13 protein-coding genes are annotated in these 14170 nt (G+C 70.2%); 8 read left to right on the forward strand and 5 right to left on the reverse strand.

What is annotated here, in order from left to right; translation table 11 throughout:
• Positions 1–78 precede the first annotated feature (78 nt).
• Complete coding sequence (locus QMK24_RS18825) at positions 79–468, forward strand: VOC family protein (RefSeq protein WP_283467382.1); 390 nt, start codon at positions 79–81, stop codon at positions 466–468.
• Positions 469–752: 284 nt separating this feature from the next.
• Here the strand turns inward: QMK24_RS18825 and glgC are convergent, their stop codons facing one another.
• Positions 753–1970 carry a glucose-1-phosphate adenylyltransferase gene (glgC, locus tag QMK24_RS18830; RefSeq protein ID WP_283467383.1) on the reverse strand — a complete coding sequence of 406 codons (1218 nt, stop codon included), beginning with the start codon at positions 1968–1970 and terminating at the stop codon, positions 753–755.
• Positions 1971–2010: 40 nt separating this feature from the next.
• Positions 2011–3180 (reverse strand): glycogen synthase, encoded by a 1170-nt coding sequence (gene glgA, locus QMK24_RS18835; protein ID WP_283467384.1) that lies wholly within the window; start codon positions 3178–3180, stop codon positions 2011–2013.
• A 320-nt stretch (positions 3181–3500) separates the two neighbouring features.
• On the opposite strand from glgA, the gene pgm reads away from it, so the two are divergent.
• A complete protein-coding gene (pgm, locus tag QMK24_RS18840) occupies positions 3501–5156 on the forward strand; it encodes a phosphoglucomutase (alpha-D-glucose-1,6-bisphosphate-dependent) (RefSeq protein ID WP_283467385.1) in 1656 nt (551 codons plus the stop codon).
• Positions 5157–5312: 156 nt separating this feature from the next.
• Here pgm and QMK24_RS18845 read toward each other — a convergent pair whose 3' ends face one another.
• Positions 5313–6107, reverse strand: a complete 795-nt coding sequence (locus QMK24_RS18845; RefSeq protein WP_283467387.1) for a hypothetical protein — start codon at positions 6105–6107, stop codon at positions 5313–5315.
• Between the two features lie 95 nt (positions 6108–6202).
• On the reverse strand, positions 6203–6532 hold the full coding sequence (locus tag QMK24_RS18850) for a hypothetical protein (RefSeq protein WP_283467388.1): 330 nt from the start codon (positions 6530–6532) through the stop codon (positions 6203–6205).
• A gap of 137 nt (positions 6533–6669) precedes the next feature.
• Between QMK24_RS18850 and QMK24_RS18855 the strand changes: the two genes are divergently transcribed.
• The 3 genes from QMK24_RS18855 (at position 6670) to QMK24_RS18865 (ending at position 10825) form a co-directional block, all read left to right on the forward strand.
• Positions 6670–7401: a tyrosine-protein phosphatase gene (locus QMK24_RS18855; protein WP_283467391.1), complete on the forward strand. Its 732-nt coding sequence runs from the start codon at positions 6670–6672 to the stop codon at positions 7399–7401.
• An 817-nt stretch (positions 7402–8218) separates the two neighbouring features.
• Complete coding sequence (locus QMK24_RS18860) at positions 8219–9217, forward strand: cupin domain-containing protein (RefSeq protein ID WP_283467392.1); 999 nt, start codon at positions 8219–8221, stop codon at positions 9215–9217.
• A 261-nt stretch (positions 9218–9478) separates the two neighbouring features.
• Positions 9479–10825 (forward strand): aminotransferase class I/II-fold pyridoxal phosphate-dependent enzyme, encoded by a 1347-nt coding sequence (locus QMK24_RS18865; protein ID WP_283467393.1) that lies wholly within the window; start codon positions 9479–9481, stop codon positions 10823–10825.
• Positions 10826–10923: 98 nt separating this feature from the next.
• On the opposite strand, the gene QMK24_RS18870 is transcribed toward QMK24_RS18865, so the two are convergent.
• Positions 10924–11445, reverse strand: a complete 522-nt coding sequence (locus tag QMK24_RS18870; protein ID WP_283467394.1) for a hypothetical protein — start codon at positions 11443–11445, stop codon at positions 10924–10926.
• A gap of 61 nt (positions 11446–11506) precedes the next feature.
• Here QMK24_RS18870 and QMK24_RS18875 point away from each other — a divergent pair, with 61 nt between their 5' ends.
• From QMK24_RS18875 to QMK24_RS18885, 3 genes are all read left to right on the forward strand, one after another.
• Positions 11507–12190, forward strand: a complete 684-nt coding sequence (locus QMK24_RS18875) for an MFS transporter (protein ID WP_283467395.1) — start codon at positions 11507–11509, stop codon at positions 12188–12190.
• 142 nt (positions 12191–12332) lie between these two features.
• Positions 12333–12770, forward strand: a complete 438-nt coding sequence (locus tag QMK24_RS18880; RefSeq protein ID WP_283467396.1) for an SRPBCC family protein — start codon at positions 12333–12335, stop codon at positions 12768–12770.
• Between the two features lie 109 nt (positions 12771–12879).
• Positions 12880–13905, forward strand: a complete 1026-nt coding sequence (locus QMK24_RS18885) for a ribokinase (RefSeq protein WP_283467397.1) — start codon at positions 12880–12882, stop codon at positions 13903–13905.
• Positions 13906–14170: the final 265 nt, after the last annotated feature.

A 14170-nucleotide genomic window follows, 5' to 3' on the forward strand; every position in this document is an offset into this window, starting at 1 on the left:
CTTACGGCATCGCACGTCGGTCACCGTCCGGGTGAGGCGCGGAGGTGCCCGTGAGGTGCCTTTTGGAGGCATTCCACTGTGTCAGTCGAGTTGAACCACACCATCGTCTTCGCCCGTGACAACCGGGCCTCCGCCGAATTCCTGGCGAACATCCTGGGCTTGAAGGCCGGCCCGCAATGGGGTCCCTTCGTTCCCGTCGCCACCAGCAACGGCGTCACGCTGGACTTCGCGAGCGTCGGCCTGGAGAAGATCGCCTCGCAGCACTACGCCTTCCTGGTGTCCGAGGAAGAGTTCGACGCGAGTTTCGAGCGAATCCAGCAGGCCGGAATCACGTACTACGCCGATCCGGCCCTCAAGAAGCCGGGAGAGATCAACCACAACGACGGCGGTCGCGGCGTGTACTTCCTCGATCCGGACGGCCACGGCATGGAGCTCATCACGCGCCCGTACGGCAGCGGCGGCCAGTAGCCCGGCACCGCCAACGGCCCGGCAGCGCAGGGTCGGCACTCGGCGGCCCCGCGATTCCTGACTGCCCGCCCAGCGGGACGGGAACTCCGCACGCCGGCGGCGCATGTGACGCAGGTCACATCGTGCAGTGACGTTTGATGTCCTCGAGGCCGGGCAGCCGAGTGGTCAGAGGCCCCCCATACCTCGCAGTCCCGGCCCGGCCAGGTCACCCCCCCTCCTGGCCGGGCCGATCTGCGTTCCGCCGCGCCCCGGACAGGATCTGGAGCGCCCGCTGCCTGGGGTGTCTACGGCACCCGCTGTCCCTTGCCCAGCGCCACGACGCCCCCGGCGGAGACGGTGAAGTGCCGGGCGTCGTGCTCGCGGTTCACGCCGATGGTGGCTCCGGCGGGGACCACGACGTTCTTGTCCAGGATCGCGCGCCGGACGACGGCGCCCCGGCCCACCCGCACCCCTTCGAGCAGGACGGACTCCTGGACGACCGCGCCCTGTTCCACGATCACGCCCGGGGCCAGCACCGACCCGGTGACCTGTCCGCTGATGATGCAGCCCGTGCTGACCATCGACTCGCCCGCGATCCCGCCGGCGACGAACTTCGCCGGCGGCCGCTGGGCCTGATTGGTGAAGATGGGCCACTGACGGTTGTAGAGGTTGAAGACCGGCTGGATCGATATGAGGTCCATATGGGCTTCGTAATAGGCGTCGAGCGATCCCACATCGCGCCAGTAGCCGTGGTCGCGTTCGGTCTCACCGGGCACCTCGTTGTCGTCGAAGTCGTAGACCTGCGCCTGGCCGAGCGTGGTGAGCATGGGGAGGATGCTGCCTCCCATGTCGTGCACGGAGTCCTCGTCCTCGGCGTCCTGCTGGAGCGCGTCGACGAGGACCTTGGTGGAGAAGATGTAGTTGCCCATCGAGGCGAAGACCCGGTCCGGATCGTCCGCCAGCCCCGGCGGATCGGCGGGCTTCTCCAGGAAGCCGTCTATCTGCGTACTGCGGTGCGCCGTGGTGATCACGCCGAACGCGGACGCCTGCTCGCGGGGCACCCGTATGCCGGCGACCGTCACTCCCGCGCCGGCCTCGATGTGCCGGTCCAGCATCTGCCGCGGATCCATCCGGTAGACGTGATCGGCCCCGAAGACCACGATGTAGTCCGGCTGTTCGTCATGCACGAGGTTGAGCGACTGAAGGATGGCGTCGGCGCTGCCGAGATACCAGCGCGGACCGAGCCGCTGCTGCGCCGGTACGGGCGTGACGTAGTCGCCCAGCAGGCCGGTCATCCGCCAGGTGGTCGACACATGCCGGTCCAGGGAGTGCGATTTGTACTGTGTGAGCACGCAGATGCGGTGGATTCCGCCATTCACCAGGTTCGACAGGACGAAGTCCACCAGCCGGTAGACCCCGCCGAATGGCACCGCGGGCTTGGCCCGGTCCGCGGTCAGCGGCATCAGCCGCTTGCCTTCTCCCCCAGCGAGGACAATGCCCAGTACGTTCGGTCGCCCGCTCACCCTGACCCCCTTCGTCTCCGGCTGCCCGCGGGGCAGCCGGTCACCCCAGCACCGACTCGTAGACCGCTACGGTCCTGCGTGCCACCGCGTCCCAGCCGAATTCCCGTACGGCTCGCTCACGCCCCGCCTCCCCCATCGCCTGCGCCCTGGAACCATCGGTGACGACCTCGTTGACGGCGGCCGCCAGCGCGGCCTCGAAGCCGAGCGGATCGGCCTCCTCGTACGGCACCAGCAGACCCGTCCGGCCGTGCTCCACCACCTCCGGGATACCGCCGACGGCCGAGGCGACCACGGCCGTACCGCAGGCCATGGCCTCCAGATTGACGATGCCCAGCGGTTCATAGACCGACGGGCAGACGAACACGGACGCGTGGGTGAGGAGTTGGACGACCTCGGGGCGCGGCAGCATCTGCGGGATCCACACCACACCGCCGCGGCGCTCCCGCAGCTCGGCGACCAGAGTGCGGAACTCCTCATCCAGTTCCGGAGTGTCGGGGGATCCGGCGCACAGCACGACCTGCGTGCCGGGGGCGAAGTAGCGTGCCGCGCGCACCAGGTGCGGTACGCCCTTCTGCCGGGTGATGCGGCCCACGAACAGGGCGTACGGCCGGGCGGGGTCGATGCCATAGTGCTCCAGGACGCCGACCCGCGGATCGGGGCGGTAGAGCGTGGTGTCGATGCCGTTGTGCACCACGTGGACCCGGTCGGGATCCACTCGCGGGTAGCAGGCGAGAACATCGGCGCGCATGCCGTGGGACACCGCGATCACCGCGTCGGCCGCCTCGGCGGCGGTGCGCTCGGCCCAGCAGGAGACCGCGTAACCGCCGCCCAGTTGCTCTGCCTTCCACGGGCGCAGCGGCTCCAGGGAGTGGGCGGTCATCACATGCGGGATCCCGTGGAGCAGTTTGGCGAGATGGCCCGCCATATTGGCGTACCAGGTGTGCGAGTGAGCCAGTTCGATGTCCGTCACCGCCGCCGCGATGGCCAGGTCCACCGACAGCGTCCGCAGCGCGCTGTTGGCCGACTCCAGCCCGGCCGCCGCCTGGTGGCGGACCACGCCGGCCGCTGGGTCGTCGGATCCGGTGCCGCCCCAGCTGTGGACCGTGAGGTCGACGAGCCCGCGCAGTTCTCGGGCGAGGAACTCGGCGTGCACCCCGGCTCCGCCGTACACGTCCGGCGGGTATTCGCGCGCCAACAGCCCGACCTTCACCGTGTCCCACCTCTCCGCTGACGACCCGGTGTCCCTGACACTGCCGTCCCGGCCTCCTCCGCTTCGCATCAGCGGGAGCCGGCCCGGGACGCGGCGATCGGTGCAGGACTCGTAGCCCTCTTCTGTACCGGATCGTCAGGCGCCAAACCACCGGCGGGCGGCTTGTCCCCCGGCACGGCAATGGTCCGGCGGTTCTCGGAGTGCGCCTACTCGCGTCGGGCACAGACACGGGAAACAATGCCGAACGACGCGGAACGCCACCGCACGACGGGCACGGGCCCACGGTGGCCGAGGCGGACTCGCACCCGGAGGAGACCCATATGCCGCACGAGCGCGCCGGACAGCCCGCACAGCCCGCCGACCTGATCGACGTGGCCCGGCTGGTGACCGCCTACTACACGCTGCGCCCCGACCCGGGCGAGGTGGGACAGCGGGTCGCGTTCGGGACGTCGGGCCATCGCGGTTCGGCGCTGGCGACCGCGTTCAACGAGGACCACATCGCGGCCACCAGCCAGGCGATCAGCGAGTACCGGGCCGGTCGGCGGACGGACGGGCCGCTCTTCATGGGCGCGGACACCCACGCGCTGTCCGAGCCGGCCCGGGCCACCGCGCTGGAGGTGTTCGCCGCCAACGACGTCTCCGTGCTGATCGACAGCGAGGACGGGTACACCCCCACTCCTGCGGTCTCGCACGCCATCCTGGTCCACAACCGCGGCCGTACCTCGGGGCTGGCGGACGGTGTGGTCGTCACGCCCTCGCACAATCCGCCCGCGGACGGCGGCTTCAAGTACAACCCGCCCAACGGCGGTCCCGCCGATTCCGCCGCCACGTCATGGATCCAGGACCGGGCCAACGAACTGATCGCGAACGGGCTCAAGGGCGTCCGGCGGATCCCCTACGCCCGCGCGCTCGCCGCCGGCACCACCGGCCGCTACGACTTCCTCACCCATTACACCGACGACCTGCCCGGCGCCGTGGACCTCGACGCGGTCAGGGCGGCCGGGGTGCGTATCGGCGCCGACCCGCTGGGCGGTGCGTCGGTCGCGTACTGGGGCCGGATCGCCGAACGCCACGGGCTGGACCTCACGGTGGTCAATCCGTACTCCGACCCGACGTGGCGGTTCATGACGCTGGACTGGGACGGCAGGATCCGTATGGACTGCTCCTCGCCGTACGCCATGGCCTCGCTCATCGAGCGGCGGAACGACTTCCAGGTGTCCACCGGCAATGACGCGGACGCCGACCGGCCCGGCATCGTCACCCCCGACGCCGGGCTGATGAACCCCAACCACTATCTCGCCGTCGCCATCTCCTACCTGTACGGGCACCGTGACCAGTGGCCGTCGAACGCCGGGGTCGGAAAGACCCTCGTCTCCTCGTCCATGATCGACAAGGTGGCGGCGGGCCTCGGCCGCAAGCTGGTGGAGGTGCCGGTCGGCTTCAAGTGGTTCGTCGACGGGCTGATGGACGGCTCGCTGGGATTCGGCGGCGAGGAGTCCGCGGGTGCGTCCTTTCTGCGCCGCGACGGATCCGTGTGGACCACGGACAAGGACGGCATCCTGCTGGCCCTGCTCGCCGCCGAGATCATCGCGGTCACCGGCCGCAGCCCGTCCCAGCACTACGCCGATCTCACCGCCCGTTTCGGCGAGCCCGCCTACGCCCGGATCGACGCACCGGCGACCCGCGAGCAGAAGGCCGTCCTCGCGTCGCTCTCCCCCGAACAGGTCCCGGCGGGCGAACTGGCCGGCGAGCCGGTCACCTCGGTCCTCACCGAGGCACCCGGCAACGGCGCGTCCCTGGGGGGCCTCAAGGTGGCCTCGGACAACGCCTGGTTCGCCGCCCGGCCGTCCGGCACCGAGGACGTCTACAAGATCTACGCGGAGTCCTTCCACGGACCCGAACACCTCGCCCAGGTACAGGAGGAGGCGAAGGCCATCGTGTCCAAGGCCCTGGACGACGCCTCCGGCCGGTCCTGACCGGCACGCTCGCCCCGTCGCACCCGTCCGGAGTCATTCAGCGCAGGCGATCGACGACTGAGCCGCGGGGTCGTCACCCCGCAGCCGCGCCCGGCCGTTCACTCACTACTGCTCGCTACTGCTCACTCACTACGCGGCCGGCGTGGGCCCCGGGGCCTACTGGGCCGCGGGCTCGCCCTGCGGGGCGGCGGTCGCTACTGCGTTCGCGGCACCGGCCGTGACGGACTCGTAGTAGACCGAGCGTGCCTGCTTGGACCGCAGGGCCGCGGACTTACGGACCAGACCCTCGAGAGCGGTACGGACGCTCATGACGGTGACCGCACGCTCCGGTGTCGAGATCGCCGTGGTGACCTCCGCCGCCGACGCCGGTGCACCCTGCTTGACCAGGAAGTCCTCGACGACCTTCACCAGCTTGTCGGCCTTGGGCGCGGCCGCCTTGCCGTCGGCCGGCTTGGCGGTGGCTGCCTTCTCGGTGGTCGCCTTGGCGGGCTTCGTAGCCGTCTTGGCGGTGGTGGACTTGGCGGTGGCCGTCTTGGCGGTGGCCGTCTTGACCGCGTGACCGGCGTCGGCCGCGCTGCTCTTGTTGTCGTTCTTGCGGCCGCGGCCGACCGTACGGCCCTGGGAAGGAACGGCCTTGCGTGCGGCGCGGCGCCTGGCTCCGGGAACCTTCGGCGTCTTCGCGTGCGACACCACGTGGGCTTCGGGCTCACTCGACGCGGCCGTGTGCGCTTCGCCCTGCTCGGAAGCGGACTGCTGCTTCTTGGAGCTGACGGCGTCCTGCATGCTCAGCAGCATCTCCCGGTCCTGCACCAGGATCTCCAGCTCCTCCTGGAGTGCGGCGATCTGCGCGATGACCCGGTCGCGGTCACCCTCGTTCTGCCGCAGATCGGCGGCGACGCGGGCCTCGTACTCGCCCTGCAGACTCTGGCTCTTGGACATGACGTCCGACATGGATACCACTCGCCTTTCCTTGCTCTCTTCGCGTCTTTGATGACCGTGATGGTAGCCATCAACGTATGGGGCGATATTCGAAACGGACGCGCACATCACATCTCGTGGTCCGGGCCGGACCGCGCTCCACCGACATCCGGATGACTACGACCATCCCAGTCAACGTCCGCGAAAGCCAACTCGGTTCCCCGGATCTCGTCCGGGAGGTTACATCTTCCGGGCGCGAGGCGATAGAAGCACGGGTCCCCGTTGACCTGGAAGGGTGCACACTTATCGGCGAATTCCTTTCGCCTCGGGGGGAGTTCGACCGTCCGCCCGGCGGACGGCTGCTGGGTCGCGGTGTGCCCGGTGTTCGCGGCGCGGCGGAGAAAGTCGACGAGCAGTTCGAGTTCGGTCTCACCGTATTCAGCGCGGATCTCGTCCACCGCGGTCCGATACGAGCCCAGCCATGCCTGCCGCGCCGGACGATCCGGCGGTGCCCGGTCCAGGCGGCCGACGTCGCGTACCGGCCTTCCCGGGCGGCGATCCGGCCCGGCGGGCGCCGACTCGTAGGGTGGCGCACGTGAATAGACACATAGCGTTCGACCGGCTGCACAACTTCCGCGATCTGGGCGGCTACCACACCGACGACGGCCGCACGGTGCGGTGGGGCCGCCTCTACCGCTCCGACTCACTCGCGAAACTCCACGGCGACGACTGGGACCGTTTCCAGGAACTCGGGGCCCGCACGGTGATCGACCTGCGCTATCCGTGGGAGATAGCGGCGAAAGGCCGGGTCCCGCACAGCGACGCCTTCACCTACCACAACCTGAGCATCGAACACCGGCCCTACGACCAGGCGGACATCGATCCGGGCCTCGACGTGGCTCGCTTCCTCGCCGACCGGTACGCGGAGGTGGCGCACGACGGAGTGAAGGAACTCCGCCAGGCCCTGGAGGTCATCGCCGCCGACGGCAACACCCCGGTGGTGTTCCACTGTGCCTCGGGCAAGGACCGCACCGGACTGCTGGCCGCACTCGTCCTCATCCTCCTGGGCGTGGCCGAGGACGACATCGTCGAGGACTTCGCACTCACGGAACTCGCCACGGACCGGCTGATCGCCGACTGGACCACCGCCAATCCGGACCGGACCCTGAACTGGCCCGGGTACGGCAGGGCGCCGGCCGACGTCATGCGCTTCTTCCTCGCGGACCTGGCCGCCGCCTACGGTTCCGTGCACAGCTACCTCACCGGCCGCATCGGCGTCGGCGACGACCTGACCGACGCGTTGCGCGCGAGGCTGCTGACGCACTGAGGCGGCGGCACGACTCGTTCGGCCGTGACGGCGCGGCCCGCCCGCAGGCGGGCCGCCCTGGCCGCGCCGGCGGGGTCCATCAGGTCAATCACCCGCCGTGCGCAGCGTGTCCGGTCGGAGACCGGGATTCCACCTTTACGGTTTGTACGTTCCTACAACTCCCCAGTGCCCCCTCTGTTGTTAGTTACTCTTTAACCCGGACCGCAGGATCATGATTCACTGGTGATCACCGCCCAGTAACCCGTACAACACCTGCCATTCGGACGCGAATGCTACGTGGTGAAGGCTGGAAGTACTCCACTTCTCCAGCCCGGCCCGCACCCCGGCCGATACCCACGGAATGTCTCAATGCCCCGGTCGGCACCCCCTTTCCGATGACATCAGTCTGTCTCGCGACGGCGTCGCCGCATCCCGGCCGGTCGAATGAACGGGAAGGACGACACATCATGCAGAGCCCGATACCGGACGACTAGGAAGGATTCTGCCGGCGGTCGGGCGCCTTGCTGCGCAGCGCCATCAACGATCTCAAACGCAATACCGCAGCAGCCGCAGCAGAGTTGGGACTGACCGAGCCGGAACTCGAGGAATACTTCACGGGCCGGGCGGCCATTCCGGACACGATACGGCGTAGGTCGTCCGCGATCTGGCCGCTGAACGAACGCGATCTGCTGCCGGTCAGAAACGACTGCCCCGACGGCGTCACCGTGTTCGGCGCGGAGGAATCCCTCGCGTCCTCCCGGGTGTTCCAGCGGGGTGGCGCCGACTACTACGAATGCCGTGACACCGCGATGTCGCGACTGGCGTCCTTCCGTCCGGAGTGGATACGGATGCTCTCGGTCGTCGAGAACGACGGCCTCGACGATCCTGCGGTGCACTGGACAAGGGACATCTCCTCTATCAGTTCACCTACTTCGTCGGCCCGGTCAACTATTACTACCGCTGGGGTGACGAGTCCCATGTGCTGCGGATGCGGACCGGCGATTCGATCCGGGGGCTGCCCTTCTCCCCGCACACGTTCACCGCGCGCAATGACCGGGAGCCGGCCTATATCCTCGCGCTGACCTACGGCGGCGAGCTCATGGGCGACGCCCAGCATGAACTCGCCGCGCTGGGACCCGATACGGCCCGGCGGTTCGCATGGGACGCGGATCCGCAGGCCACGCAGGCCAGGCTGCTGGCGGCCCACCTCGACGCGTCCCTGCTCCCGGTCCGGGAGCTGTCCCGGGGCAGCGCGGTCCACCCGGACCGGCTGGAAACGTTCCTCGCAGGGACGGACGGCCCGACGGCGGCCGAGGTGGAGTCCCTGGCGACGGCCCTGCGGGTCTCACCCCGCGATCTACTGCCGGTCTCCCCGGATTCGCCCGGCGGGATCAGTCTGTGCCGGGCGGCGGAAAGCGCGTCATGGCACTACCCGTCACAGGAGCGTGCCGATTACTCGGTACGGCAGTTGGCCGGAAACCGACTGCACCCCTACACCCGCGCCGTGGAAATCCGGCCGCTGCGTGACCGGGATGCCACCGCCATCACGACCCATCAGCACCAATATCTCTACAACGTCGGCGATGCCACCGCGACCATGGCCTGGGAGAACGCCGGCCGTCAACACGATTTTCAGTTGCGGCCCGGGGATTCGGCCTATGTCAGGCCGTTCATTCCCACGTCGTTCACCCTCGACGATCCCGCAGAGGCGTCCTCCGCGCGGCTGCTCGCCCTGCGTATCGCCGGCCGGGTGGGAACCGAGGCCCGCGTGGCTCTCGGCTCGATGCACCCGGGAAGTCTCGACCGGCTGCTCGGTGAGAACCAGCAATGGTACTGACCTCCCCAACGCACCCCACCACTCTCTTATCCAGCAACCACATGTCCAATTCATCGTTGCGGGGAACTATGACGACACTCAGCAGGACAACGTCCACCGCGACATTCCGGCAGGTGATGAACGCGGGAGGACTCGTCCGCCTCGCGGGCGCGCAGCGCACTCGGGGCCGCACTCGTCGAAGAGGCCGGATTCGACGCGGTGTGAGCATCGAGTCTTGAGATATCGGCGGCGCGCCGCCTGCCCGACGCGAGTCTGCTCACGATGACCGACTATCTCGCCGCCGCCGCTCAGATTCAGGCGTCCTGCGGTATCCCGGTCGTGGCCGATGTGGACACCGGTTTCGGCGGCAATATGAATGTCGCCCATATGGTGCGGGAATACGAGCGGGCCGGCGTCACCGCCGTATGTATCGAGGACAAACACTTTCCGAAGATGAACAGTTTCGTCGACAAGGGCCAGGTGCTGCTCGACGCGGACGACTTCTACCGGAAGCTCCAGATCGCCAAGGCGGCGCAGGAGAGCCCCGAGTTCTACGTCATCGCCAGAGGCGTACCCGTCCATCCGGAGGGCGGGCGGCGCACCGCCGCACGCTCCGACCAGGCGTATCAGAACCCGGCCGGGGACGCCGCGCTGCGCCGGGCCATCGCCCGGCAGACGACCAGGAGAAGCGGCGTCCTGGTCGACCCGGAGCAGGTGCTCGTCGCTCCGGGAGCGCGGCTCGCCATCCACTGCGTGCTCACCACCGTCCTCGGCGAACGCCCCGAGGTGCTGCTCCCCGCGCCCTACTGGGTGAGCTGTCCGCAGCTGGTAGCGATGGCCGGCGGCACCACGGTGCGGCTGCCGGCCCAGGTCGGTGACGGACACCTCGACGTCGGTGTCCTCGAGGCCCACCGCACCGCGGCGACCGACGTACTGGTGGTCAACTCCCCGCGCAACCCCGACGGCGCGGTGACGCCCGCGGAGTCCCTCGGCGAGATCGTCGAACGGGCCGGCCGGCACGGCATCGTCGTCCCCTTCGACGAGGTGTACCGCGGAGTCCCGGTCACCGCCGAACCAGCCCCCTCGGTCCTCGACATCCATCCGCGGCTGCCCGCCCACTGCGTCGTCATCGACGGGCTCAGCAAGAGCCACGCCCTGGCCGGACTGCGGGTCGGCTGGGCGATCGCGGACGAGGGCCTGACCCGGCGTGCGGCCGCGGTGACTTCGCATCTGTTCGGCGGAACGTCGACCGCCGTACAGGAGATCGCCGAAGCGATGCTGGACGGCGGCGAGGACGTCAGGACAGGCATCGGCGCCGCGCCGGCCGACAACCTGCGCTACGCCCTGAAGCAACTGGCCGATGTGCCGGGCGTCTCCTGCGCCGACCCGGCCGGGGGGATCTTCCTCTTCCCCGATCTGAGGCGGTGGCTCGCCGAGTGGGCTTCGGCCGGAGCCCGGGAGAATCTCGCCGGCTGGCTCGCTGAGGAAGGCAAGGTCGCCGTCGTGGACGGCGCCGCCTTCGGCGCGCCCGGCCATCTGAGGCTCTCCTTCGCGCTGCCCGCCGAGCAGCTCGAGGAAGGCGTCGACCGGCTCCGTACGGCCCTGACCGCCCCTGCCCACCAGCGATGACGGTCCCTCCCCGGGCCGGACCGCGAGGCCGGGCGGGGGAGTCGGGACCGGTAGATTCGAGTGCGATGAAGCGTAGTTCCAGCACGGTTGACGCAGCGTCAGCCGCCCGGCGGCGTGGCCGGTATCCGGCCGGCCGGCTGTCCCGGCAGATACCCGACGCCGGGCCGCCGCGGATGATGGCCCTGGCGACGTTCGTCAGCACCGTCGGCACCGGACTGTTCATGACCTCGTCCGTCCTGTACTTCACCCGGGTCGTGCAACTGCCGGCCACCCAGGTCGGACTCGGTCTGACCGTCGCGGGCCTGGTCGGACTGCTGGCCGGAATCCCGATCGGCGTTCCGGTCGACCGGCGCGGCCCGCGCGAGGTCCTGCTGGCCACACTCGCCGTCCAGGCCGCCTCGATGGCCGCGTACGTCCTGATCGACAGCTTCGCGGTGTTCATCCTGGTGGTCTGTTTCGACATGCTGGCGACCACGGCCGGCAGCGCGGCCCGCGGCCCCCTGATCCGCCGGGTGGGCGGCGAACAGGCGGCGGTCCTCCGGGCCAAGCTGCGCGCGGTGACCAACGCGGGCATCTCGATCGGGGCCGCTGGCCGCCGCGGTCGCCATCCAGATCGACACCCGCGCCGTCTATCGGGCGCTGATCCTCGTCAACGCGGAGACCTTCCTTCTCGCCCTGCTCGTGACCCTGCGCATCCCGCGTTTCGGTCCGCTGCCCCGGCCGGCCGGGGAGCGCCGCTGGTCGGTACTGGCCGACCGGCCCTTCGCCGCCTTCTGCGCACTGAACGGGCTGATGGGCCTGCAGTACCAGGCGTTGCTGCTTCCGCTGCCGCTCTGGATCGTCTCCTCGACCGACGTTCCCCGGTGGACCATCGTCGGCATCATGCTCATCAACACCGTGATGTGTGTGCTGTTCCAGGTCGGGGTGGGCGGAAAGTTCGAGACTTCACGCCAGGGCGGCGTGGCGATGCGCCGGGCCGGGCTGATCTTCCTGGCCGGCTGTACGGCGCTGGCGCTGGTCCCCGGACTGCCGGGCTGGGCCGCGGTGTTCGTGGTGTGCGCCGCGGTCGGGGTGCACACGATCGGCGAACTGTGGCATGCCCCGGCGACCTTCGCGCTCGGCTTCGGGCTCGCGCCCGCCCATGCCCAGGGCCAGTACCAGGGCCTGTTGAGCCTCGGCCTGGACGGCGGCCAGGCACTCGCGCCCGCGCTCCTCATCAGTCTGTGCATCGGTCTCGGCCAGGCCGGATGGGTACTGCTCGGAGTGTTCTTCGCCGTCATCGGTCTCGCGTCACCGGCCGTCACCCGCTGGGCCGAGCGGACCCGCCCTGCGGTCGTCCCCCAGAGTCCGGCCCCTTCGCCGTAGGGCTCGCCCGCCCAGGTGCGGCGCAGCAGCGTCATCTGCCCGTCGAGACGGTGGCCTGACGGCTCGTCATCGCCCGCCGCAAGACCCCACTCCAGGTGCCGGGTGCCGCCGCTGCGGACGCGGGCTCGCGTAGGGTCACGTGGTGGCTTTGTTCAGTATCGAGCGGTATTCACCCCTGCCCGTCGACGAGGTGTGGCGACGGCTCACCCGATGGGAGCGCCATGCGGCCCATGTGCCGCTGACCAGGATCTCCGTCACGACCCCGCCGCCGACGAGGGTGGGCACCGTGTTCGTGGCGCGCACCGGCCTGGGTCCGGTCGGATTCGACGACCCCATGGAGATCGTGCGCTGGGACCCGCCCTCGCCGGGCGTCGTGGGTCATTGCCGGCTGGAGAAGCGCGGCACGGTCGTCGTGGGCTGGGCGGAGATCGAGGTGAGCGCGCGGGACACCGGATCATGGCTCGTGTGGCGCGAGGACCTGCGGGTACGGAGGCTGCCGCGGCTGTTCGACGGCACGACGGTTCTGTCGGGCCGGCTGCTGTTCGGCCGCGCGATCACCGGCCTGCTCGCTGAACGGTAGCCGTACGGGCCTCGGCCGGCCGGGCGTCCGTCGGATGTCCCGGGCCCGCGCGCGCCTGTGCCGATCCGGCAGGCGGAGAACTCAGCGAAGAAGACGGCGGAGCACAGCGATGAATGAACGACTGATCGTGATCGGCAGTCTCAACATGGACCTGTCGGTCACCGTCCCCCGGCTTCCCCGGCCGGGGGAGACCGTCTCCGGCGCCGATGTGGTGCGCGGTCCCGGCGGCAAGGGCGGCAACCAGGCGGTGGCCGCGGCACGGCTCGGCGCGCGGGTCCGGATGGTCGGACTGCTGGGCGACGATGCCCACGGCGCGGACCTGCGGGCCGCGCTGGTCGCAGAGGGCATCGACGACCGCGCGGTGAACGTCCTCCCGGGCACGGCCACCGGGCTGGCGCTGATCGTCGTCCAGCACGACGGCGAGAACACCGTCACCCTCTCCCCCGGCGCCAACCGGCACCTCGACGAAGCCACCTTGCGGACGCTCACGGACGGAATCGTCGCGGATCGCGGCGACACGGTCCTGCTTCAGCTCGAAGTGCCGCTGCCCACCGTCCTGACCGCCGCCCGCGAGGCCCGTGCCGCCGGGGCGCTGACCGTGCTCAATGCCGCTCCCCTGCCCGAGCCCGGCCCCCTGATGGCCGAACTGCTGCGTGAGGTCGACGTCCTCGTCGTCAACGAGACCGAGGCGGCCGGACTGCCCGGTGCTTCCGGCATCGCTCCCCCGGCGGACCGGGACCACCCGGGCGCGGACCCCGCGGGTGCGGAGCCCGCACGCCAGGACGAGGACTGGACGGCTCGCGCGGACCGGCTCAGGCTGCTGGGTCCCGCGACCGTCGTGGTCACTCTCGGCGCTGTCGGCGCGGTCGCCGCCGGCTCCGGAGGCCACCACACCGAACCGGGCTTCCCGGTGGACGCGGTGGACACCGTCGGCGCGGGCGACGCCTGCTGTGCCCAATTCGCCATCGCACTCGGCCTCGGCCGCCCGCTCGCCGAGGCCGTACGCCGGGCCTGCGCGGCCGGCGCCCTGGCAGCAACCCGGCACGGCGCCCAGGACGCGCTCCCCTCCCGGGCCGCGGTCGACGCCCTGCTGGCGGGCGCGGCCCCGCGTACAGAGGTGCACCGTGCGCGCTGACGGGGTGTGGCACCCCCGGCTGCTGCACCTGGTCGCCGCACCGGGCCACGGCGACCTGCTGGTCGTCGCCGCCGGGCTCCCTGTCCCCCTCGGGGTCGGCCACTACCGCGGCCGTCTCCCCTCCCGCCTCCCCGTGCGGCCCCGATCTCCGCGCGCACGATTGCCGCGCGTTCGGGGCCATGGATCGCCGGACTCGGGGCACGAGTGACCGCACGGCACTGAGCGGGACCCGGTCAGCGGCCCCGCCGCCGTGACACGCAACGGA

It is taken from the genome of Streptomyces sp. PH10-H1 (assembly GCF_030063355.1).
Lineage (GTDB): Bacteria > Actinomycetota > Actinomycetes > Streptomycetales > Streptomycetaceae > Actinacidiphila.

What these genes read in the sequence shown, in the direction of transcription:
- pgm (WP_283467385.1), top strand. Translation starts at nt 3,501, where the DNA reads ATGCCGCACGAGCGCGCCGGACAGCCCGCACAGCCCGCCGACCTGATC.
- QMK24_RS18845 (WP_283467387.1), bottom strand. Translation starts at nt 6,107, where the DNA reads ATGTCGGACGTCATGTCCAAGAGCCAGAGTCTGCAGGGCGAGTACGAG.
- QMK24_RS18865 (WP_283467393.1), top strand. Translation starts at nt 9,479, where the DNA reads ATGACCGACTATCTCGCCGCCGCCGCTCAGATTCAGGCGTCCTGCGGT.
- QMK24_RS18885 (WP_283467397.1), top strand. Translation starts at nt 12,880, where the DNA reads ATGAATGAACGACTGATCGTGATCGGCAGTCTCAACATGGACCTGTCG.